This window comes from Mongoliibacter ruber (genome assembly GCF_003003005.1).
Taxonomy (GTDB): domain Bacteria; phylum Bacteroidota; class Bacteroidia; order Cytophagales; family Cyclobacteriaceae; genus Mongoliibacter; species Mongoliibacter ruber.
Genome location: NZ_PVTR01000003.1, coordinates 210,621 through 232,176, shown reverse-complemented (window position 1 = coordinate 232,176; position 21,556 = coordinate 210,621). Strand labels below are relative to the sequence as shown.

The 21,556-nt window shown below is 39.6% G+C and carries 21 protein-coding genes; 8 read left to right on the top strand and 13 right to left on the bottom strand.

What is annotated here, in order from left to right:
• Positions 1-160: 160 nt before the first annotated feature.
• The gene (locus CLW00_RS06635; protein ID WP_245917188.1) at positions 161-577 is read left to right on the top strand and encodes a hypothetical protein; all 417 of its coding nucleotides are present in this window, start codon (positions 161-163) and stop codon (positions 575-577) included.
• Here the strand turns inward: CLW00_RS06635 and CLW00_RS06630 are convergent.
• Genes CLW00_RS06630 through CLW00_RS06615 form a run of 4 tightly spaced genes read right to left on the bottom strand, consistent with a single transcriptional unit; the run spans position 574 to position 5,075 of the window.
• Entirely contained in the window at positions 574-1,566 is a 993-nt protein-coding gene (locus tag CLW00_RS06630; RefSeq protein WP_106133076.1) for a DUF3078 domain-containing protein, read from the bottom strand. The two genes, CLW00_RS06635 and CLW00_RS06630, sit on opposite strands and share 4 nt — an antisense overlap.
• A 19-nt stretch (positions 1,567-1,585) precedes the next feature.
• Entirely contained in the window at positions 1,586-3,202 is a 1,617-nt protein-coding gene (locus CLW00_RS06625) for a LysM peptidoglycan-binding domain-containing protein (protein ID WP_106132873.1), read from the bottom strand.
• Complete coding sequence (locus CLW00_RS06620; protein WP_106132872.1) at positions 3,199-3,843, bottom strand: O-methyltransferase; 645 nt, start codon at positions 3,841-3,843, stop codon at positions 3,199-3,201. Before CLW00_RS06620 ends, CLW00_RS06625 begins: the two co-directional genes overlap by 4 nt.
• Positions 3,844-3,845: 2 nt before the next feature.
• Positions 3,846-5,075, bottom strand: coding sequence for a M16 family metallopeptidase (locus CLW00_RS06615; RefSeq protein WP_106132871.1), 1,230 nt, complete (start codon positions 5,073-5,075; stop codon positions 3,846-3,848).
• 448 nt (positions 5,076-5,523) lie between these two features.
• Here CLW00_RS06615 and CLW00_RS06610 point away from each other — a divergent pair, with 448 nt between their 5' ends.
• The 6 genes from CLW00_RS06610 to CLW00_RS06585 all read left to right on the top strand — a co-directional run bounded on the left by CLW00_RS06610 (position 5,524) and on the right by CLW00_RS06585 (position 11,525).
• A complete protein-coding gene (locus CLW00_RS06610; protein ID WP_106132870.1) occupies positions 5,524-6,828 on the top strand; it encodes an aminopeptidase P family protein in 1,305 nt (434 codons plus the stop codon).
• 1,571 nt (positions 6,829-8,399) lie between these two features.
• A complete protein-coding gene (locus tag CLW00_RS06605; protein WP_106132869.1) occupies positions 8,400-8,846 on the top strand; it encodes an NUDIX domain-containing protein in 447 nt (148 codons plus the stop codon).
• 273 nt (positions 8,847-9,119) lie between these two features.
• Complete coding sequence (locus tag CLW00_RS06600) at positions 9,120-9,623, top strand: hypothetical protein (RefSeq protein WP_106132868.1); 504 nt, start codon at positions 9,120-9,122, stop codon at positions 9,621-9,623.
• Between the two features lie 228 nt (positions 9,624-9,851).
• Entirely contained in the window at positions 9,852-10,433 is a 582-nt protein-coding gene (locus tag CLW00_RS06595) for a hypothetical protein (protein ID WP_106132867.1), read from the top strand.
• A 432-nt stretch (positions 10,434-10,865) separates the two neighbouring features.
• Complete coding sequence (locus tag CLW00_RS06590) at positions 10,866-11,162, top strand: type II toxin-antitoxin system HigB family toxin (protein ID WP_106132866.1); 297 nt, start codon at positions 10,866-10,868, stop codon at positions 11,160-11,162.
• Positions 11,163-11,165: 3 nt separating this feature from the next.
• Positions 11,166-11,525 (top strand): helix-turn-helix domain-containing protein, encoded by a 360-nt coding sequence (locus tag CLW00_RS06585; RefSeq protein WP_106132865.1) that lies wholly within the window; start codon positions 11,166-11,168, stop codon positions 11,523-11,525.
• Positions 11,526-11,976: 451 nt separating this feature from the next.
• Here the strand turns inward: CLW00_RS06585 and tsf are convergent, their stop codons facing one another.
• The 9 genes from tsf to CLW00_RS06540 all read right to left on the bottom strand — a co-directional run bounded on the left by tsf (position 11,977) and on the right by CLW00_RS06540 (position 20,311).
• On the bottom strand, positions 11,977-12,807 hold the full coding sequence (gene tsf, locus CLW00_RS06580) for a translation elongation factor Ts (RefSeq protein WP_106132864.1): 831 nt from the start codon (positions 12,805-12,807) through the stop codon (positions 11,977-11,979).
• A 223-nt stretch (positions 12,808-13,030) separates the two neighbouring features.
• Positions 13,031-13,792, bottom strand: coding sequence for a 30S ribosomal protein S2 (gene rpsB / locus CLW00_RS06575; protein ID WP_106132863.1), 762 nt, complete (start codon positions 13,790-13,792; stop codon positions 13,031-13,033).
• Between the two features lie 45 nt (positions 13,793-13,837).
• Positions 13,838-14,224, bottom strand: coding sequence for a 30S ribosomal protein S9 (gene rpsI / locus CLW00_RS06570; RefSeq protein ID WP_106132862.1), 387 nt, complete (start codon positions 14,222-14,224; stop codon positions 13,838-13,840).
• A gap of 12 nt (positions 14,225-14,236) precedes the next feature.
• Positions 14,237-14,680, bottom strand: coding sequence for a 50S ribosomal protein L13 (gene rplM, locus CLW00_RS06565; RefSeq protein ID WP_106132861.1), 444 nt, complete (start codon positions 14,678-14,680; stop codon positions 14,237-14,239).
• A gap of 121 nt (positions 14,681-14,801) precedes the next feature.
• Positions 14,802-15,512: an RluA family pseudouridine synthase gene (locus tag CLW00_RS06560; protein ID WP_106132860.1), complete on the bottom strand. Its 711-nt coding sequence runs from the start codon at positions 15,510-15,512 to the stop codon at positions 14,802-14,804.
• A 111-nt stretch (positions 15,513-15,623) separates the two neighbouring features.
• Complete coding sequence (locus tag CLW00_RS06555) at positions 15,624-16,142, bottom strand: hypothetical protein (protein WP_245917187.1); 519 nt, start codon at positions 16,140-16,142, stop codon at positions 15,624-15,626.
• Positions 16,143-17,626: 1,484 nt separating this feature from the next.
• A complete protein-coding gene (locus CLW00_RS06550) occupies positions 17,627-18,676 on the bottom strand; it encodes a sensor histidine kinase (protein WP_106132859.1) in 1,050 nt (349 codons plus the stop codon).
• A 4-nt stretch (positions 18,677-18,680) separates the two neighbouring features.
• Positions 18,681-19,370, bottom strand: coding sequence for a response regulator transcription factor (locus CLW00_RS06545; protein ID WP_106132858.1), 690 nt, complete (start codon positions 19,368-19,370; stop codon positions 18,681-18,683).
• Positions 19,371-19,522: 152 nt separating this feature from the next.
• Entirely contained in the window at positions 19,523-20,311 is a 789-nt protein-coding gene (locus CLW00_RS06540; RefSeq protein WP_106132857.1) for a DUF3108 domain-containing protein, read from the bottom strand.
• 176 nt (positions 20,312-20,487) lie between these two features.
• Between CLW00_RS06540 and recA the strand changes: the two genes are divergently transcribed.
• Positions 20,488-21,519, top strand: coding sequence for a recombinase RecA (recA, locus tag CLW00_RS06535; RefSeq protein ID WP_106132856.1), 1,032 nt, complete (start codon positions 20,488-20,490; stop codon positions 21,517-21,519).
• The last annotated feature ends 37 nt before the right edge of the window (positions 21,520-21,556 follow it).

The window sequence follows — 21,556 nt, the reverse complement described above, 5'->3', positions numbered from 1 at the left end:
TAGTCCAGGTACTGACGTTGCTCCCGCTTTATTTAAGGATGCCAATCCATTTGCTTCCAAAAAATCTCCAGTACTAAAAACACTTTCAATCCCAACGAGTATTTCTGCAGCCAGAAAAAACGTAGAGGATAAAAAGAGTATTTCAATATCAGCCGAAAATGTGGCCAACCAAACTCCGGAACAAGAGGTAGCGGTAATAGGGGAAGATGATTTTGATGAAAGTACTATTAGGGAAGCTCTTTCAGAAATTATTGAGGATTATAAAAAGAAGGGGAAAAGTCTTGAGATCACTGTTTTAAAACAACCTTTTGTTCTAGAGGGTAAAAAAATAAAATTCAAGTTGATCGGTGATATTCAGGAGGATGTTTTTCAAAAATTCAAACCAGAAGTATTGAAGTTCTTGAGAAAAAAGCTCAACAATGCTTCTCTGCTCATGCATGCCGAAATCACAGAAGAATCAGAAGACCCTTCAGTAAGAAAATTATACACCAATTCGGATAAATTCTCTTTTTTGCTTGAGAAGTCTCCGGCGCTCAAAGAATTGCAGAAGAGATTTGGGCTTGAAACAGACTTCTAGAAGTCAATCCCAATCCCAAAATTAATCATGTTCTGCAACTGAATCGCCTGCCGGGGAGGTCCCTGTTCCTGCTGGATAAACACACTTTCATCATATATCAACACCGTCTCAATTCTGGTTGTAATGAATCTGTTTACTTTCATGGAAACGACTGAGTTGAAATTGACTACAAAGTTGCCTAGTTTCTCAAAATTAGAGAATAGGTTCATATCTGCCCTCCATCTGATGTTTTCCAGGATTTGAATGTCTGTGGTAGAACCAAATGAAATACCTGCTTCTGCCCTCACCATTTCTCCCGGAATCACGCCAAATGCACCAGCATTACTTAGTGAGTCATCCATTACTACCGTAAACCTGCCCGTAAAGGGGGAAGCAATCAAAGATATCTTGTCTTTATTGTCATACTCTTTGCGGTAATTGAGACCGGTAGATGATTGGATATAGGCGGGCGCCAGTAAATCAGAGATCCTGTTTCTTGCATCTTCTTCAGCTCCTGGAGGCCTAAAGTACCTATAACCCGCTAACATTTGCGTTCTCGCATCTATTTGTGTTGACAGGTACCATACTGATGTTAGTTCCCTGCCGTACTTGGTGATAAAAATAAAGTTGTCATTGGTTTTTCGTGTCTTAAATCGCCTTTCGGAGATTCTGTTATAACCGAAATTGGCTGTCAATTTTGTGTCCCAAATCACCCTGTCTTTTTTATAGTTGGCAAACATGACAAGTCCTGTATTGAAAGCCATATTACTTACCCCGCCTGCATTCCAATTGGAAAGGCTAACTTGTTGGATGCTCAGGTTAAAATTGCCTCCTTTTTCCCAATAGACAGGTTTGACCTTTTGTTTGATGATAATAGAATCTCCCAACATAATGATGGTATCACCGCTTATCAACAAGGTATCGGCAAGCTGTAGGTTGTCCTGAGCTAAGACAAGTTGTTTTTGGGAAAAACCAAGTATAATAAATAGGAGAAAGACTCTGATATTCATGATGTATAGAGAAGGTGGATTAAGGTTTGTTGATGGTAATCCTTTGTCCAACTTTGATGGTATTGTCAGGAAGGTTGTTCCATTTTCTGATATCATCCACAGATACGCCGTATTTTTGGCTCAACCTGAAAAGCGTTTCACCTTGGAGTACTGTGTGAACGATTTTTTCGGGGCTATTATAAGTTTGGGAAGGAGTGTTGTTCGCTGAGCCAGCTGGATTTGAAGTGTTGGAACTGCTTACAGTAGGTCTGGGTTGAGTAGCAACAGTCGTTTCCTCTTTTGAAGCCATTATTTTTTGGTATTCAGAAGCAGGAACAAAAGGAATCTCTTCTCCTCGTTTTCTAGGTTGCTGTAGGTTTAAAATCATACCTGCCCTCAAGTCTCTGTCTTCCCTGATTCGGTTTTTGGATTTGAGTGCCGATAGTTTAATTCCATACATTTGGGAGATAGACCAAAGTGTTTCCCCTGGTTGTACTACGTGCTCTTCAACTTCGGCTTTTCCTTTTTTAGGTTTGGTATAATAATATTGGCCTGCTTCTACAGGTTCATTCTTATCTAGGTCATTGATACGTCTAAATCTTCTCTCCCTGATGCCAATATTGTCAGTAAAGACCTCTTGACTCGTATTTTTCTCAGCCAATACTCCGTCAATATTGTTTACTTGGATCTGATCCGGCTGCGATGCCCTTTGCGTATTGCCTGTGACCCTTGGGAAAGTACTTGCAGTGGTCACGACATTTTGTTGAACTTGTTGAGAACTCTGAGTGCTTACTTCTCTCTGTATCACGGCTGGGTTGGCCTGTGGAAGTCCTTCTTTGACATATACAATTGAATATGGCTTGTCACCGGGCACATTTCCCCGGACTGCCCATTTGTTATATTCTTTTAAGTGCGCTTCAGTCACACCTAGTCTTGGTGCTATGGCTTTAAGCGTGGTAGGTCCCTGGATTCTTAATTCCTCCAAGTATCCGGTATTGCTTACAAGCATCCCCAATTGACCTTCAAAAGCAACTTTATGTGCTAGAAATTTTTTGAAATACCAGTGAGAGTTCCTGTCCAATTCAACAACCCTTTTTCCATTATATTGAGTGCCAAAATAAGATTTGGCCCCTCCAAGACCCATTTGATAGGACACCAATGCACACATCCAATTGTCGAATGTATTGTTATGCTTCTTTAAATAGAGTGCAGCACCTCTTGATGATGAGACTATGTTTTTTCTTTCATCCACTTGGTTGTCTACCCTCAAAAAGACCTCTTCTGCTGTCCCTTGCTTGAACTGCCAAAAACCGACAGCATTAGATGAAGAGACTGCATCTGAAATCAAACCTGATTCCTGAATGACCAAGTATTTCAAGTCCTCTGGGACGCCTGCATTTCTGAGTTCTCTTTCTACATAAGGCATAAAAAGGTTTGCACGCTCCGCCTTAATACGAAAGTAAGAGGGGTTTCTGTAAAGCGCATCCACATCCAATTGAATTTCCCTTCGGGCTTGTTCATTGATCTTGACAAGGAGGTCTGCAAATTGAATTTCCCTTGGAACCTGGGGGATCTGGGCGGAAGCCAAAAATACCAATGCAAAGAGTAATGGAAAAGTTAAAAGTCCGGTAAGCTTTAGCGTAGTATCGTTTTTCATAATTTTCTTGCCATCATTAATCCATCCCGAATGGGCAGTAACACATTTTCTACCCTGGGATCTTCTTGAACCATTTGGTTATATTCCAATATGATTTTGGTGTCTTTATCTATTTTTTTTCCTTCCTCTACCAACACTTTGCCTGACCATAAAACATTGTCCGCTAAAATGATGCCACCGGGATTCACCCGATCAACGACAAGATTATAATAGTTGATATAATTGGCTTTATCTGCATCGATAAACACAAAATCAAAGGTACCTGGCAGTTGAGGGATGAGGTCCAAAGCATTGCCCAGTTGGTAGTCGATTTTATCCGTCAATCCTGCCATTTCAAAAAAACCTCTGACCATGGCTTCCAGTTCATCGTTGATATCGAGGGTAATCAATTTACCGTTTTCTTTCAAACCTCTCGCCATACAGATCCCAGAGTAGCCGGTATAGGTGCCGATTTCTAGGATGGTTTTTGGGCGAAGCATTTTTACCATCAGTTCCAAAGTTTTTCCTTGAAGATGCCCCGATAGCATTCTCGGCATCATTACTTTCGCTTGGGTTTCCCGTGCAATATGAGAAAGCACCTCATCCTCATGACTTGAATGGTCCTCACAATATTTAAGTAATTCCGGTGCAATAAACTCCATAATCAGACAGGTAGGTAAGTAAGGAAACTAAGTTGATCAGCTGCATAAACTTCGTTTGCAATATCCTGAAGCTCTTCGGCGCTGGCTTTTCTTATGACCTCAAAGATAGTGTCCAAGGAATCAATTCTCCCTTTATCCAGGAGATTTTTACCAAAAACCAGCATGAGTGCTGCGTAATTTTCCTCGGCCATAGCCATTTGACCTATGGCTTGTTCCTTTGCCATGTGAAGTTGCATTACTCCTAGTTTTTTCTCTCTCAGTTTCTCCAACTCTTTGAGTACCGCTTTTTTTGCCCTGTTGAGTGTGTTTGGTTCTGTTCCAAAAAAGACCCCAAAGAATCCTGTGTCAGAATAGGTCTGATAATGAGACTCGACACTGTATACATAGCCATGCTTCTCCCTTAGGGCCAAATTGAGGCGGGAATTCATACTCGGACCACCTAGGATATTGTTGAGCAGATACAGCTTAAACCTCCTTGAATCATGCATGGAAAATGCAGTTTTTCCGATAGCGCAGTGAGATTGGGTGATTTCTTTTTCCACTACTTTGAATTTTGGTAAGTAGGTGGAAAAATCATTTCGGACAAAAAGGCTCCTTTTCATGGGTATATTGGATAAAAATCCTTCAACTTTTTGGAGAACCTTTTTGAAAGTGATATTGCCAACGACAGAAAATACAATTTGAGTGGTATCCAACCTGGAGGAAATAAAGTCAAAGAAGTCTTGTTGCGTAAATGAACCCACAGTCTCTTCACTACCCAATATGTTTCGCCCAAGAGCGTGGCCCTCAAAGACCAATTCATCAAATTCATCTTGGATAGAATCATCAGGGGAATCCCTGTACATGGACATTTCCTCCAAAATTACCTGACGCTCTTTTTCAATCTGTTTCTTGGGAAAAGTACTATTAAAAGTAATGTCACAAAGCAGCTCAGCCGCTTTGCCAAAATGTTCCCACAAGGTACTGGAATAAAAACAAATTTTTTCTTTGGTGGTGTAAGCATTCAATTCTCCGCCAAGAGACTCCAATCTATTGATGATGTGGTAAGCTTTTCTTTTTTGGGTGCCTTTGAAGGCCATATGTTCCCAAAAATGAGCCAAGCCCTCTTCTTCTTTCGTCTCATCCCTGCTTCCAATATTGAGCACAAAACCACAATGCACCATTCGGGTGTGGGTGATTTCCTGATGTACTATTCTGATGCCGTTGGGCAACTCCTTTAGGTTATACTGCATGCAAACTTTTTTTCGATAAACTGGATTCCTTGTTGACCTCTGACATAAACACCCAGCTTGCGCAACTGATTCAAATACAAAAATAAAAGTGTTTCTGGGATTACAAGATATCTCATATATACAGGATACTACACCTCCTTTTTACTAGATTAAATTATCTTTGCTTAGTGAGGGGAAATTGGCCCTATACAGTTCAAAGTATTTTTAAATGAAGAACTAACAAGAATAAAAACCACAGATAGCACTGATTTTCACTAATGAAGATTGGTTTTATTTCAACATATTTCTAATTATTTCTACCATATTTCAATTAATATCCATAGAGAATATCATTGCCACAAAAGGCCAGCTTAGACGGAAAGGTGTAGGCTACTATTTCAATGTATTTCTACTATATTTCAATATCTACCTATTATCCATTTAATATCGATAAATATCCATCAAAACCATGAAATATACCCCAATCTCTAATACCGTATATATCAAAAACAGAAAAAAACTGGCCGACAAACTCCCCCCAAAATCCTTGGCCATTTTCAATTCCAATGACATCATGCCGACCAATGCTGATGGAACGATGAAATTCAGACAAAACAATGATCTTCTGTATCTCTCTGGTATAGATCAGGAAGAAAGTATTTTGGTGATTTGTCCTGATTTTCCGGATCCTGATCTGCGTGAAATACTTTTTTTGAGGGAGACCAACGAACACATTGCCATTTGGGAGGGGCATAAATACACCAAAGAAGAAGCGATGGAGGCTTCAGGAATTGAAAATATCCAATGGGTTGACAATTTTGAAAGTGTCTTTTCCAAGTTGATGGCTTTGAATGAAAATGTATTTTTGAATACCAACGAACACCTGAGGGCTGGTGTGGTGGTGGAAACACGCGATGCCAGATTTATCAAAAGTTGCCGAGACAGGTATCCGCTGCATACTTATCAGAGGGTGGCGCCATTGATGCATGAATTACGAGCCGTAAAGGAAAAGGAAGAAATCGATCAGATGCAGGTGGCTTGTGACATTACCGAAAAGGGGTTCAGAAGGATTCTTTCTTTTGTCAAGCCAGGAGTGACTGAGTATGAGATCGAGGCGGAATTTATCCATGAATTTATCAGAAACCGAAGCAAAGGCTTTGCTTACGAACCCATCATCGCTTCAGGCGCCAATGCCTGCGTGTTGCATTATATTGAAAACAAAGAAGTCTGCAAAGATGGTGACTTGATCCTTTTTGATGTGGGGGCGGAATATGGCAATTATGCTGCTGACATGTCCAGAACCATCCCGGTGAATGGCCGATTTACCAAAAGACAAAGAGCGGTATATGATGCAGTGCTAAAGGTTCAGCGCTTAGCTATGGATATTCTAAGACCAGGAGTCAATATACAAGACTATCATAAAGAAGTAGGCTTGATCATGCAGGCTGAGTTGGTGAGTTTAGGCTTGATAGACCAAACGGATATCAAAAACCAAGATCCAAAATGGCCTGCGTACAAAAAATATTTTATGCACGGCACATCACATCACTTAGGTTTGGATGTGCATGATGTGGGAACGATGTATGAGGCGATAACGCCAGGAATGGTATTCACTGTTGAGCCGGGGATTTATATCCAAGAAGAAGGTTTAGGGATCAGGTTGGAAAACAACATCGTCATTCAAGAAAATGGCTATTTTGACCTGATGCGCAATATCCCCATAGAAGCAGAGGAGATTGAAGAGCTGATGAAGGGATTGACGAGTTACGATTGACGATTTACGAGGGGCAATTCGGAGAGGTAGCTGATTAAATTAGGGACCCGGGATTTTTGGTATGGTGATGAATATCGAATTTCGAATGATGAATAATGAATCAAGAAGGAGTTATGAATATATTTAACAACGAAAATCAATCTTAAAACGGTCAACACTAATCAGGGATTGACAGAGTCGACAGTCTGTCTATGCTAGGGGGAACCTCAGCCCTGTAAGGGCGGATGATATAATAGCCCAGGGTTTCAACCCTGGGTTATAAGCCAGAACGTTGAAATCGTTTTTGGCCGAGGGATGGCAAAGAGTGAGAAATAGTATCCGCCAAAAACAGGGAAGGGATGAAGGGATTTACGAATGACGAATTACGATTTACGAGGGGGAATTCGGAGAGGTAGCTGATTAAATTAGGGACCCGGGATTTTTGGGAAGGGAAATGAATATCGAATTTCGAATGATGAATAATGAATCAAGAAGGAGTCGACAGTCTGTCTATGCTAGGTGAAACCTCAGCCCTGTAAGGGCGGATGATATAATAGCCCAGGGTTTCAACCCTGGGTTATGAGCCAGAACGTTGAAATTGTTTTTGGACGAGGGATGTCAAAGAGTGAGAAATAGGGTCCGCCAAAAACAGGGAAGGGATGAAGGGATTTACGAGTTACGATTGACGATTTACGAGGGGCAGAGGTAAGGGATGTCAATTGTACTAGGAAAGGTGAATTCTGGAAGGGAAATGAATATCGAATTTCAAATGATGAATAATGAATCAAGAAGAAGTCGACAGTCTGTCTTTGTTGGGGGAAACCTCAGTCCTGTAAGGGCGGATGATATAATAGCCCAGGGTTTCAACCCTGGGTTATAAGCCAGAACGTTGAAATCGTTTTTGGCCGAGGGATGTCAAAGAGTGAGAAATAGGGTCCGCCAAAAACAGGGAAGGGATGAAGGGATTGACGAGTTACGATTGACGATTTACGAGGGGCAATTCGGAGAGGTAGCTGATTAAATTAGGGACCTGGGATTTTTGGGAAGGGTAAGTAATATCGAATTTCAATGATGAAGGGATTTACGAGTTACGACTGACGATTTACGAGGGGCAGAGGCAAGGAATGTCAATTGTACTTGGTAAGGTGAATTCTGGAAGGGTAAAGAATATCGAATTTCGAATGATGAATGATGAATCAAGAAGGTCTGTATGTTGGAGAAAAACTCAGCCCTGTAAGGGCGGATGATATAATAGCCCAGGGTTTCAACCCTGGGTTATAAGCCAGAACGTTGAAATTGTTTTTGGCCGAGGGATGTCAAAGAGTGAGAAATAGGATCCGCCAAAAACAGGGAAGGGATGAAGGGATTTACGGATGACGAATTACGATTTACAAGGGGCAATTCGGAGAGGTAGCTGATTAAATTAGGGACCTAGGATTTTTGGGAAGGATAAGTAATATCGAATTTCAAATGATGAATAATGAATCAAGAAGTTACCAACAGTTCATCAGTTCCACAATTAAACAGTTCATCAGTTCATCAGTTCAACAGTTCGTCAATTCAACAGTTCTACAAAAATTAATCTTCTCTTTATGACTTATTCATATAATTTCCCGAGGCCGGCAGTTACTGTAGATGCTGTAGTGGTATGTACCGAAAAAAACAGCATTCTCCTAATAAAAAGGAAAAATGATCCATTTAAAGGCAAATGGGCTTTGCCCGGTGGCTTTGTGGATGAAGATGAGATTCCCGAAAAAGCTGTTCAAAGGGAGCTGAAAGAAGAAACAAATCTCGACCTGAAGCCATTAAGCATGATTGGGGTTTTTGGAGAAAAAGGGCGAGACCCAAGAGGGTGGACAATTTCCATTGCCTACTATTTCGAATGTATTGAGGAGCTGATGTCAATGGCAAAATCCGGATCGGACAGTGCTGAAACCGAATGGTTCCCGACATCTGAACTTCCGGAATTGGCATTTGATCATAAGGAGATAATAGCGAAAGCTTTGGACGGAAAGGATCGAAGCAAAAAAACTCAGTAGGAAATTGGATATTGAATCCGTCCCTAACACTTCTACTTTAAACACTCATTTTTTTCAAGGCCCATCATGCTACATGCCAACACCTACGTGATTAAGGGATTTTTTAAAATCCTCCACATAAAATAAATTCTATAAAAACAACCTTAAAAGGATAAATAAATAATATTTTTTCTTCATTAATGCTTTTTATTGCACTTTTCAAATATTTAGTTTTATCTTGATTATTTGTGACCTAATTTTTATTTCGTTAACATTGAAAACTATTTATTTGATATGAAAAATACAATCCCCATTGTTTTACTATTCACCCTCTTAGCCTTCAATTCCTATTGCCAAACAGAATTAGGGTTTTTCCTTCAGCTTGGCGTAGGGACTCAAACCGATATTCCAAACAGGGAGACTGTAGGAGGTGCTTCTATAGGTCTTGGCTTAGATTTTAAAAATCAAGGAAACAGGTGGCAAGCAGTATTAAACATCAGCAAATTTTCCAACCAGAGACTTAGCGATTTGACTTATCATGGGTTTAAGTCATGGACTTCTAGCTTACAGTTTGGACGACAATGGGAAACTAACTTCTCTATTGGAAATAGCAATATCTTAGTAGGAGCAGGAGGTATGGTGATTTCATCACTTCAGCCAAATGTTGCCCCCGGCAGGGACAATACCGTCAGCTATCCTGCCTTAGGGATTTATGGAAGAATCTTATACCCCATTGGATCCCAAAATTCTCCATTTTTGGTTTTTATGAACCTTCCATATTTGGTGAAGGCTTCATGAGGAACCTTTTGGGCATAGCCTATAAACTAAATCTGTAAATAACTGGCTCATTGTATATATTTCTAAATACTTCTAAAAAATATATGTATGACAGTAGTTGACTTCTTTTGAATTCAGCTACTGCCTACTGTGAAGGTCCAAGAGAATAAACCAATGTCTTGAAAGAAAAGGATACGAAATTCAATTTACTGTAGCGCCGAAGATTGTCCGGTTTAACCCCTAAATCCCATGAAAAAATCTCTGTTGATTTTATTTCTTGTCTCTTCTTTGAACCTTTTTGGACAAAATGATAGGGAATGGTTTGTAAGAGCGAATGGCAATGTAGTTCAGAATTATATATTTGACGGAGGAGCTGATTTAGGGTTAGGAGTTCATCTAGGCTATATCCCATCTACAAAGACTGAAAGAACATGGAGACCCTATTTTCTTTTTGGTATAGAAACTATTCCATTCTGTTTTAGCTCCGTCTCTTGCAATTCATTTTGGTATGATTATAATTTTAGAGTACAAGGGGGTTTGGAAAGGACAGTTTTCCGTTCAGAAACAAGCAAAGTCAAGCTTGGATTTGGAGCATCTGTTTTTGCTGGAAAAATGTTGACTGGAAGGTATACCTTAGAACGCGATGGTGTCATTATTTCTCAGGAATATGACAAAGGTTTTGAAGGAGCAGTATCTCCTCAATTTTCAGTCAAATACTTCGACAAAAGAATTTCTGAAAAAATCACTTTTGGATATGTATTTGACTGGGCTTTTATAGACGGCAACATGATACATGGGTTAATCCTAGATTGGCGTATCCAAGCTCGGTGAACATGTGTAAAATCAGTAGGGAACCAGATATAGAAGCTAAAACTCATAGGGTGCTTTCGGAAGTTTATACCTGAAAGGCCTTAGTAAACCCTTGAGGTCTTCAAGACCTCGAGGGTTTGGTGTTTATACAGTTTATATTATAAAAAATTCGAGTCCAATTATTCCAAGTTATTTCGACATTGATCCCAAAGGGATAATATGTTTATAGCATCGAATACCTTATGAAAGGACCCCCGACGGGGTCGAATTAAATCATCTTATGCTTTTTCTATAAACATGTGACCTCTCGAGGTCTAACTTTCTATTTAAGAAACCTCGTCTGTCAGTGAGAAGTATGGTGAATTAAATTCAGTTTTTAAGGCATTGTAAAATAATTACATATTTTGTAACTTTGTTTTGTAATATAGAATAATTCATTCTTACAAAAATTTAATGAGAATTGTTACTTACAAACGAATACAGGAATTTGCAAAAAAGCATGCTGATGCTGAATTGCCATTGCGATTCTGGTATTCTACTACAAGTAAGAAAGCCTGGAGTTCATTAAATGATATAAAAAACGATTTCAATTCAGTTGACTATGTGGGCAATCATCGATTTGTTTTTAATATCAAAGGAAATACATATCGGTTGATTGCAATTATTTCATTCAATGCAAAAAAGGTTTATATCAGATTCATCGGTACACATGCTGAGTATGATAAAATTAAGGACATTCAAAACATTTGAATCATGATTAAGTCTGAAAAAGAATATAATGCTATTGTAGAAAGGATCGAAGAACTACTTTCCAATCCAGATAATATAGAAAATCCTGATACAAAAGGATTTGTTGAATTGAACTTGCTTTCTGATTTGGTAGCAGATTATGAAGAGAAACAATACCCTATTTTGAACCCAACTTTGCCGGAAGCTATCAAACTTCGTATGCAAGAAAGAGGCTTAAATCAAAAGTCTCTTTCTGAATATCTGGGAGTAAGCACTTCAAGAATCAGCGAGTACCTGAATGGGAAAAGTGAACCGACACTAAAAATCGCAAGAGAAATCAGTAGAAAATTGGATATCGAGGCTTCTATCGTTTTGGGAGTCTAGAGTCGAAGAGACCTGTCAGGTATAGATATTATAAAGATTTTCTGTTCTCTAGGATCATTTCTCCCATGATTTTCACCCCTCCATCGATCCCAAAGGGATCATATGTTTATAGCATCGAATACCTCATGAAGGGTCCGACCCCGATGGGGTCGAATAAACCCATTTTATGCTTTTCCTATAAACATGCGACCTCTTCGAGGACTACCTTTCTGATCCAAAATATATTTTTATTAAAAATTAATTTTGGAAGTTTAGACCTTGCTGCCTGCCGCGGCGGAATGCCTGGTCTCTGCTAACCCTTGAGGTCTTCCAGACCTCGAGGGTTTAAAATGTATTTTTTGGGTAAAACCTTCGAGGTTTTTAAAACCTCAAAGGTTATCAAAAAAAGCCAACCCCTCTCGAAGTCAGCTTTTTTTTATTCTATAGTCTTAAGTCTTATATCTACAAAGAATTATCCGATAGAAATTCTCTTGAATTCAGCTACGGTCATGCCTTTGCTTACACTGTCAAGGTACTGAGCAATAGTTTTGCTGTTGTCCTTTACAAATGCCTGGCTCAACAAAGTGTTTTCTTTGTAGAACTTGTTCAATTTACCCAAAGCGATTTTCTCAAGCATTTCTTCAGGCTTGCCTTCTTGTCTTGCTTGGTCTTTACCTACTTCGATTTCTCTTTCGATTACTGAAGCATCTACACCGTCTTTGTCTACAGCTACAGGGTTCATGGCAGCGATTTGCATGGCTACGTCTTTACCTGCATCTTCCACGCTTGCACCACTAGTGCTGGTCAAAGCTACCAAAACACCCAATTTACCATTGGAGTGGATATAAGGAACTACTGCTTCACCTTTTACTTTTTCGAAATGAGACACTTCGATTTTTTCACCGATTTTGCCTGTCATTTCAATGATTTTCTCAGCTACTGTAATGCTTTCGAAAGGAAGTGCATTTACTTCAGCAGCAGTGTTTGCATTGTTGGCTACCGCCAAGTCTAAAAGTGTGTTGGCAAAAGCAACAAACTCGTCGTTTTTAGCTACGAAATCAGTTTCGCAAGTCAATGACAAAAGAGTACCTACTGTACCATCTTCACTTACGTGAGTCACGATAGTACCTTCTTTGGTCTCTCTGTCAGCCCTGGAAGCAGACACTTTCTGACCTTTTTTTCTAAGGATATCGATAGCTTTTTCAAAGTCACCTTCAGCTTCAGTAAGGGCTTTTTTACAGTCCATCATACCGGCTCCGGTCATTTGTCTCAATTTGTTTACTTCTTGTGCAGTAATAGCCATTGTTTTCGTCAATTTATGAGATTAAACTTTTTCTATTTTTTTGAGCGAGACCTGTCAACTTTTAAAACTGGACAGTATCTCATGATGAAACCTTCGAGGTTTAAACTTTGTGAGTTTAGACCAAAAGAATTTGAAAAACCTCAAAGGTTTGGTAAAAACAAAAAATTGAACACAGGTCTGGACCACATGTTCAATTTTTTTATAATGTATATTTCAATGTGGATTACTCTTCAGATCCAGCATCTACAGCTTTCTTAGCTTCTTCCTCTTCAGAAAGTTTAGCTTCTTCTTTGTCTTTTTTCCTTTCAGAAAGACCTTCTTCAATAGCTGCACCGAATGCTTTGACCAATAAAGAGATAGATTTGAATGCATCGTCATTGGCAGGGATTGGGAAATCCACTTCTCCAGGATTGGAGTTAGTATCTACCAAAGCGAAAACAGGGATACCAAGCTTTTGTGCTTCTGCTATAGCAATGTGTTCTCTTTTGATATCAACAATGAAAAGAGCTGCAGGAAGTCTGGTAAGGTCAGCAATACCGCCCAATACAGATTCCAATTTCTCTCTTTGTCTTGTGATCATCAATCGCTCTTTCTTAGCCAAATTCTTGTAAGCGTCTTCCTTCATCATTTTGTCGATGGTAGACATTTTCTTCAAGGATTTTCTAATAGTAGCGAAGTTAGTCAACATACCACCCAACCATCTTTCGGTTACGAAGGGCATGTTTAATCTTCTCGCTTCGTCAGCTACCAAATCTTTCGCCTGCTTTTTAGTAGCAACGAACATGACTTTTTTTCCTGAGCGAACGATCTGCTTGATTGCGTTGGATGCTTCTTCTAGGCAAACAAGCGTTTTGTTAAGGTCGATGATATGGATTCCGTTCTTCTCCATGAAGATATACGGCGCCATTCTCGGGTCCCACTTTCTAGTTAAGTGTCCAAAATGAACACCAGCATCCAGTAAGTCTTTATATTCTATTTGTGCCATTAATAAATAATATAGTTTCGATATAAAATGTAAAGAATCTCCAGATTAACGTTTTGAGAACTGGAATTTTCTCCTTGCTTTTCTGCGTCCTGGTTTCTTACGTTCAACCATTCTTGGGTCTCTTGTAAGGAATCCTTCTTTTTTCAATGCTGACCTGTGCTCAATGTCAAACTCACAAAGTGCTCTGGCAATTGCCATTCTAGCAGCTTCAGCCTGACCTTTGATACCACCGCCATCTACATTGATGTTGATGTCATAAGAACCGTCAACTCCTACTAGAGATAATGGCTGCTTTACAACAATCTGATGCAGATCAAAAGGGAAATATTGTTCGATGGATCTCTTGTTGACAGTGATCTCACCATTTCCTGGCTTCATGTAGATTCTAGCAACAGATGTCTTTCTTCTACCGATTGTGTTGATAATTTCCATAAACTGCTGAGATTAAAGTTTGACTTCTTTTGGTTGCTGAGCAGCATGAGGATGCTCGGAACCGTTGTAAACAAAAAGATTTCTGTACATCTGTCTTCCTAATCTGTTTTTAGGCAACATGCCTCTTACAGCTTTCTCCACAAGAATTGATGCTGACTTGTCTTTCAGTATCCTTGGGGTAGAAATTCTCTGACCACCTGGGTATCCGGTGTGACGGACGTAAACTTTCTCGTCCATTTTCCTTCCGGTCAATCTTACCTTGTCTGCATTGATGACAATCACGTTGTCTCCGCAGTCTACGTGAGGGGTGAAATAAGGCTTGTGCTTACCCCTCAAAATTCTGGCAACCTCACTTGCAAACCTACCTAATACTGCAGACTGGGCATCCACTACCACCCACTTTTTATCTACAGTAGCAGCATTTGCCGATTTGGTTTTGTAGCTTAATGTATCCACTGTGTAAATGTTTAATTATTAGCTTGTTAAATATACTTCACCCTCAAAAAGGGACACAAAGATAGAAGTAATTTCTTTTTATTGCAAAAGAAAGTAATTTATTGCCCACATTTTCTTGGAGTTAGCTGTTTTTCTCCAACTGATTGACCAATACCTGAAAGTCTTTAGGGTAAGGAGCTTCCACATGAATGGACTCCTCTTTTAGACCTTTAAACACTATGGCATAGGCATGTAGCGACACTCTTTGCATGATGGGCATCTCGTCAGTGCCTTTTTTGAGGTTAAATCGCCTCTTTAAAGATGACAGGAACAAAGCTTTGCCTCCATAAGTCTCATCTCCGCAGATGGGAGACTTGAGGTGTGCCAAGTGCACCCTTATCTGGTGCAGCCTTCCGGTGATTGGCCTACATTCTATCAATGAATGATTGTAGTAGGTCTTGACCGTATGGAATACAGTCTGGGAAGGCTTTCCCTCTTTGGTGATTTTGGCGAATCCTTTGTTGTTAGCGTAGATGTTTCGGTCCACCAATAATTGATCATATTGATGGATTCCTTCTACTACAGCATGATAGATTTTTTGGACTTTCCGGTCTTCAAACTGGATGGCGATGTTGCGGTAAGCTTCCTGGTGTTTGGCGATAACTAAGCAGCCTGAAGTTTCCTTATCCAAACGGTGACACACCTGGGCATCAGGGGTGTATTGTTTGGCAAGTTCCAGAATATTCTGGGCTTCATGCCTATCGTCCAATGTCGATAAATAGGGAGGCTTATTGACAACAAGGTAATCCTCGTTTTCAAACAGAATCAAATCTTTAAAGTCTATTTTTTTCATGTATTTCCCCGTGCCTCTTTCAAAGAGCTTGCAAAGGTAGAAAAAGGATGGGGTAAAAAAAATCCTTCCGCTGGGAAGGATTTTTATCTAAGTTTCCGGAATGTGCTTTTCTTACTTGATGATGGTAATTTCTCTACCCGTCAAATCTTCAACATCCCATTTCAATTCACCATTAAAATAAACCTTAGTTACCCTAATATGGGGACCGTCAGTTTTGTAAATTTCAGCATGAATCGTGTCACTTTCATGCTCATTCCACTGGATAACTGTCTTTTCACTTAAAACCAAATCCATCCCATAATCTCTTCCAAAGCCCGAGGGAGCTACCCGGAAGTTTCTGCGCATATCGAGATGGCTTTCATAGAATTCCTCTAACTTTCCATTTCTATCGTAGAAGATTTTGATATGTTGCGGGTCGTAATATCTTTCCTGCCTAGGATCAAATAGGTTATTGCCCTGACTGTCTAAAACCGTGATAAATACCATCATATCAACTACTACCCCAAATCCGGGCAATTCATCATTTTTTGAACAAGAGCTGGTCATAAGAACAATAACTATAGTGAGAGCATAAATTAAATTTTTCATGACATTCAGCTCAAAGAAAGGAGGGGGGGAGTAATTCTTCATATTTTTAAAAGTTTATTAGAGGTTAAAATAATTACTTAGTCAATTTAAAAACTAAAAATTCAAAAGACAAGATTTGGTTAATTATTTTTAGTTAAAAATAATCCGCTATAGTATTGTATTTCAACAATTTCGGAGAACTCATTTAGTATGTGCCTCTATGAGCTATAAGCTCTACACTCAAGATTCCGAAGGTGCAGCCTTAGGATAACGCGGCATCTTTAACATCAAATCTATCCCTTAGTCGATAAAAAATTAGAATTAGCAATTGAAATTACATTGCGACTGGGTTGTACTGCGGTAAGATTTCTCTCTATGTTACCAATGACAGATGTGTAGGGATCGTCATTCTGAACGTAGTGAAGAATCTCCTACTCTCAAGGGAAGGAGATCTTTCACCTCCGCAAGCTCCGGTTCAGGATGACGTACACCAACTGTCATTTCCTTTCTGTAAATGCTAAATTTTAAAAACTCGAAATGACAAGATGAGACTCACTTAATTTTGAAACTGAAAATGAGATTTGACGGGACTTTTTTCTTCTCGTCTCTTGCATCTCCCTTCTTTCTTGATTCTTGCCTCTTGTTTCTCGGCTCTCGCATCTCCTCATCAACCCTTTAACTCTTGCCTCTGCACTCACGCTCTTCAATCTTTATCCTTATTTCCCATCCCTGTTTTTGGCGAAATGCATTCTTCTCTTCTGACCATCCTTCGGCCAAAAACATAAAAACATTAATATTTCAAAATCCTAGGGTTAAAACCCTAGGCTATTATATCGATCGCCCCTATGGGGCTTGGCTAGAATCGCTTTTCTTCAAAACAGGTCTTGAAAAAACATGATTTAAGAAGGACGATTTACGAGGCTTATTTTTTTAGAACTCTCCTCTGTATTTCTTGTCTCTCGCTTCTTGGTTGTCACTTTGTCTCTCGCTTCTCTTCTCTCGTCTCTCGCTTCTCGTCTCTCGCATCCCCTCTTTTATCCATCCAGACCTTCGGGGTTTTGGAAACCCCAAAGGTCACCATCACCTCATCTTAATTCTTACTTCTGCACTCACGCTCTTTATCTTTTACTTCACATATCTGTTTTTGGCGAAATGCATTCTTCTCTTCTGACCATCCTTCGGCCAAAAACATGAAAACATTAATATTTCAAAATCCTAGGGTTAAAACCCTAGGCTATTATATCGATCGCCCCTATGGGGCTTGGCTAGAATCGCTTTTCTTCAAAAACAAGTCTCGAAAAAATATGATTTAAGAAGGACGATTTACGAGGCTTATTTTTTTAGATCTCTCCTCTGCATTTCTTGTATCTGGCTTCTTCTCCCCCGAAATACTTGGGGACAAGCTTTCATCCTTTCTATTCGGTCTCGCATCCCCTCTTTTCTCCATCCAGACCTTCGGGGTTTTGGAAACCCCAAAGGTCACCATCAACCCTTAATTCTTGCCTCTTGTCTCTAACCTCTCGCTTCTCGTCTCTCTTCTCTCGCTTCTACACTTCTCTTTTCTCCAAGGGTAGCTCAAAGCTAAATATAGACCCTTTGCCCAGAGTACTGCTGACAGATATCTTACTTTTGTGTCCTTCTAGGATATGCTTGACAATAGCTAAGCCTAAACCTGTCCCTCCTTTTTCCCTTGACCGGCTTTTTTCCACTCTATAAAAACGCTCAAAAATTCTTTTAAGATCATCAGGGGGGATACCTTTTCCATTATCCTTGACTTCAACAATAAGTTTTTGCCCTTTGGATATTTTCAGGTGTACTTCCACCTCTCCACCGTCATGATTGTATTTGATGGCATTGGAAATAAGGTTTTGGCAAACCCTGAAAATCTTATCGTTGTCCGCAAAAGTGAAGTGCTCCTTTTCCTTGTCATAATAAAAACGGATCAGCATGTCCCTCTTTGATGCTTTGTGCTCTAACTCTTCAATGACTTCAAGAATGACTTCTGCCAGATCAAATTTTTCAAAGTGAAATTTGATCACACCGCTTTCCATCTGATTTAAGGTCAAGAGATCCTGAACCAGCTTATCAAGTGCGTTTAGGCTTTTTGCTGCCCGCTTAAGAAACTTCAACCTGACAGATTTATCTTCCACGGCCCCATCCAATAGGGTGTGAATATAGCCTTGTGCTGCAAAAATGGGCGTTTTCAACTCATGGGAAATGTCAGCGATAAATTCCCTTCGGAAAGCTGCATTTTTTTGTAAGGTTTCTATTTCTTTATTCTTTGAAAGGGCGTAAGTATTGATCGTTTTGTTGATTTTCTTCAACGGTGAGATGGATAGCCTGGTGGATTTTTCAGCAATAGAGGTGTAGTCCTTTTTCTGTATTTTTTCCAATACACTATATATATTACTGATCTCTTTGAAGATCAAAAACTCCAAAGTGATATTCATGAGGATATAAGCAACAGAAAAGGAAATGCCTCCAGCCACTACAAGCAAGGTGGGCGTGGCATCGTCCAGCAAAAATAAAAAAGCTACGGTGAGGGCCGAAATCGCTAAAGCCAATACAAATGAAATCCCCCTCGATGTGGTCAACATATAATCAATTCAAGTCGAACTTATAACCTACTCCTTTGACAGTAGTGATATAGTCATCGCCGATTTTCTCCCTCACTTTTCGGATATGAACATCGACCGTTCTGGCCAATACAAATACATCCGCTCCCCAAATGTTCTGCAACAAATCATCTCTACTGAAGACCATATTAGGGTTTTTGGCAAGGAAATACAAAAGTTCAAATTCTTTTTTAGGTAATGTGATGATTTTACCGCTCTTGTCTATGGTATAACTTGTCCTGTCTATGGTCAAGTCTTTGATCTTGATCTGTGAAAGTTCCTGCTCTTTTTTGGACTCTCTTCTAAACAAAGCGGCTATTCTGCTCATCAAAGCCCTTGGTTTGATGGGTTTGGTGATGTAATCGTCCGCCCCTACGTCAAAAGCGGCTACCTCAGAATACTCCTCAGATCTTGCTGTCAAAAATATGATAAAAGTATTTTTCAATTCAGGGATTTCTCTGAGTTGCCTGCAAGTTTCGACTCCATCCTGCTGGGGCATCATGATGTCAAGAAGAATCACATCGGGATTAAACTTAGCGGCAATTTTTACTGCCTTGATACCGTCTTGTGCAGATTCGACTTCATAGCCTTCCTTTTTGAGATTGTAAGACAATAAATCTACAATGTCCGGTTCGTCATCGACTACCAGTACTTTTACTTTCGGTTTATCGCTCATTTGAGTTTGGCGGGTTTATGATATGCCCTAAGGCGATGCTAATTTAAAAAAAGCCTTTACATAAAAAGGCATTGCCATGATAAAGCCGAGGAAAAACAACATTAAATTTATTTTAGGCTCTCAATGTTAAATAAAAGTTACCTAATAGTGAATTAATTATTACGTAAGCCTTTAGCTTCCATCAATTCCATGTCCAAAGACCCTACCATCAGCTTGGCTTTGATTTTTACGGGGATCTTGTTTTTATCATCACTGACCCAGATTGTGATGGGTTGCTCTCCTCTGAAAAGTTTGTTTTTGGGAATTACCGGTTTGAAAACAAATGTGGAGAAACTCCCGCCTTTGGTGGATACGTTCTCTTTTCCACTGTATATTAACTTTAGGTTATATATTTCTTTGTCGAAAAAACCAGTTAAGGTTACAGAGTCTCCTTTTTTAAGCTTTTTCAAATCCATAGTCCTCAAAAGGTAAAATCCACTCACTATATCCTGCACGTTGGGAGGGACTTTATAATCTTTGGTATCTACCAGTTTTTTGTTTTCCCTATCATAAAGCCGTACATGGGCGTTTTTTTTGTCATGTTCAAAAATCACGCGCTCATGTTTTCGGTATTTGCCCTCCTCTATATGTCTGTAGGACTGATAGGGGATGATTTTGGCAGTGTCCAAATATGTGCCCCAGTTGTCATTTACCCTGAATAGTTTGAAAACACCTAGGGTTTCGCCGTACACATCTATATTATAAGTAGGTCTGTTATCTACAGAAGAAACCAAAGGGTTGATGACCATTTTGGCTTCAGCAGCATCTAAAAATCCATAACTCACTTTGAAAATCAATTCTTCTCCCGATTTAAAAGCGGTATTTTTTTGGGCGATCCCAGCGTTTACTTGAATGATGTAAAAAAATGCGACAACTACTGACTTTATAAGTGTATTTTTCATTAATTTAAGGTTTCAACTGAAAGCTTTTCAAATCTTATTCCAATATTAGCAAATATTTAAGAAGCCTGATTTTTGGTACCAAAAAGTAAGAACGTATCCTTTTTGGAAGTGTTGGGTCTCCAATTATCTATTATTAATTTCACAAATTCAAATCAACGAATTGTTAATACAAAAATATGAGCGCAAATACTGAAAAACTCAAAGCTCTCCAGCTCACGATTGACAAACTGGAGAAGACCTATGGCAAAGGTACTGTCATGAAACTCAGTGATAACAAGGTACAGGATATACCTGCCATTTCTACAGGGTCTTTGGGATTGGATATGGCCTTGGGTATAGGTGGCATTCCAAGGGGAAGGGTTATCGAAATCTATGGTCCTGAGTCTTCCGGTAAGACTACATTGACCATGCACTGTATTGCCGAAGCACAAAAGGCTGGTGGATTGGCTGCATTCATAGATGCGGAACATGCTTTTGATAAAAATTACGCAGAAAAATTGGGTATTGACATTGAGAACTTGCTGATTTCACAGCCTGACAATGGAGAGCAAGCCCTTGAAATAGCCGAGCACTTGATCCGTTCGGGTGCCATTGATATTATTGTCATTGACTCAGTGGCAGCCTTGGTTCCTAAAGGGGAACTAGAGGGTGACATGGGAGATAGCAAAATGGGGCTTCAGGCAAGGTTGATGTCACAAGCCTTGCGTAAACTCACGGGAGCCATTAACAAGACTGGATGTTCTTGTATTTTTATCAATCAGCTTAGAGAAAAAATAGGGGTCATGTTTGGTAATCCTGAAACCACTACTGGTGGTAATGCATTGAAATTCTATGCTTCTGTCAGATTGGATATCAGAAGAATAGGGCAAATCAAAGAAGGTGCTGACAATGTTCTTGGTAACAGGACAAAGGTGAAGGTGGTGAAAAATAAAGTTGCGCCTCCATTTAAGGTAGTGGAATTTGATATCATGTATGGTCAGGGAATCTCTAAAGTGGGGGAGATAATCGATCTTGGTGTGGAGTTTGAAATTGTCAAAAAAGCAGGTTCTTGGTTTAGTTATGAAGGTAATAAGTTGGGACAGGGTAGAGACTCTGTCAAATCACTGTTGCTGGACAATCCTGAATTGATGGATGAGATAGAGAGAAAAATCAAAGAAAAGGCTGGAATCATAAAAGTTTCCGATGAGCTAGAAGGTAAAAAAGGATAAACTCAAAAGAGAGTTGCTTCAAAAAAAAAATCCCGAC

Excerpts from the sequence above, each read along its gene's own strand:
- CLW00_RS06630 (WP_106133076.1), bottom strand. The coding sequence starts at position 1,566 with ATGAATATCAGAGTCTTTCTCCTATTTATTATACTTGGTTTTTCCCAA.
- CLW00_RS06625 (WP_106132873.1), bottom strand. The coding sequence starts at position 3,202 with ATGAAAAACGATACTACGCTAAAGCTTACCGGACTTTTAACTTTTCCA.
- CLW00_RS06620 (WP_106132872.1), bottom strand. The coding sequence starts at position 3,843 with ATGGAGTTTATTGCACCGGAATTACTTAAATATTGTGAGGACCATTCA.
- CLW00_RS06615 (WP_106132871.1), bottom strand. The coding sequence starts at position 5,075 with ATGCAGTATAACCTAAAGGAGTTGCCCAACGGCATCAGAATAGTACAT.
- CLW00_RS06610 (WP_106132870.1), top strand. The coding sequence starts at position 5,524 with ATGAAATATACCCCAATCTCTAATACCGTATATATCAAAAACAGAAAA.
- CLW00_RS06605 (WP_106132869.1), top strand. The coding sequence starts at position 8,400 with ATGACTTATTCATATAATTTCCCGAGGCCGGCAGTTACTGTAGATGCT.
- CLW00_RS06600 (WP_106132868.1), top strand. The coding sequence starts at position 9,120 with ATGAAAAATACAATCCCCATTGTTTTACTATTCACCCTCTTAGCCTTC.
- CLW00_RS06595 (WP_106132867.1), top strand. The coding sequence starts at position 9,852 with ATGAAAAAATCTCTGTTGATTTTATTTCTTGTCTCTTCTTTGAACCTT.
- CLW00_RS06590 (WP_106132866.1), top strand. The coding sequence starts at position 10,866 with ATGAGAATTGTTACTTACAAACGAATACAGGAATTTGCAAAAAAGCAT.
- CLW00_RS06585 (WP_106132865.1), top strand. The coding sequence starts at position 11,166 with ATGATTAAGTCTGAAAAAGAATATAATGCTATTGTAGAAAGGATCGAA.
- tsf (WP_106132864.1), bottom strand. The coding sequence starts at position 12,807 with ATGGCTATTACTGCACAAGAAGTAAACAAATTGAGACAAATGACCGGA.
- rpsB (WP_106132863.1), bottom strand. The coding sequence starts at position 13,792 with ATGGCACAAATAGAATATAAAGACTTACTGGATGCTGGTGTTCATTTT.
- rpsI (WP_106132862.1), bottom strand. The coding sequence starts at position 14,224 with ATGGAAATTATCAACACAATCGGTAGAAGAAAGACATCTGTTGCTAGA.
- CLW00_RS06560 (WP_106132860.1), bottom strand. The coding sequence starts at position 15,512 with ATGAAAAAAATAGACTTTAAAGATTTGATTCTGTTTGAAAACGAGGAT.
- CLW00_RS06555 (WP_245917187.1), bottom strand. The coding sequence starts at position 16,142 with ATGAAGAATTACTCCCCCCCTCCTTTCTTTGAGCTGAATGTCATGAAA.
- CLW00_RS06550 (WP_106132859.1), bottom strand. The coding sequence starts at position 18,676 with ATGTTGACCACATCGAGGGGGATTTCATTTGTATTGGCTTTAGCGATT.
- CLW00_RS06545 (WP_106132858.1), bottom strand. The coding sequence starts at position 19,370 with ATGAGCGATAAACCGAAAGTAAAAGTACTGGTAGTCGATGACGAACCG.
- CLW00_RS06540 (WP_106132857.1), bottom strand. The coding sequence starts at position 20,311 with ATGAAAAATACACTTATAAAGTCAGTAGTTGTCGCATTTTTTTACATC.
- recA (WP_106132856.1), top strand. The coding sequence starts at position 20,488 with ATGAGCGCAAATACTGAAAAACTCAAAGCTCTCCAGCTCACGATTGAC.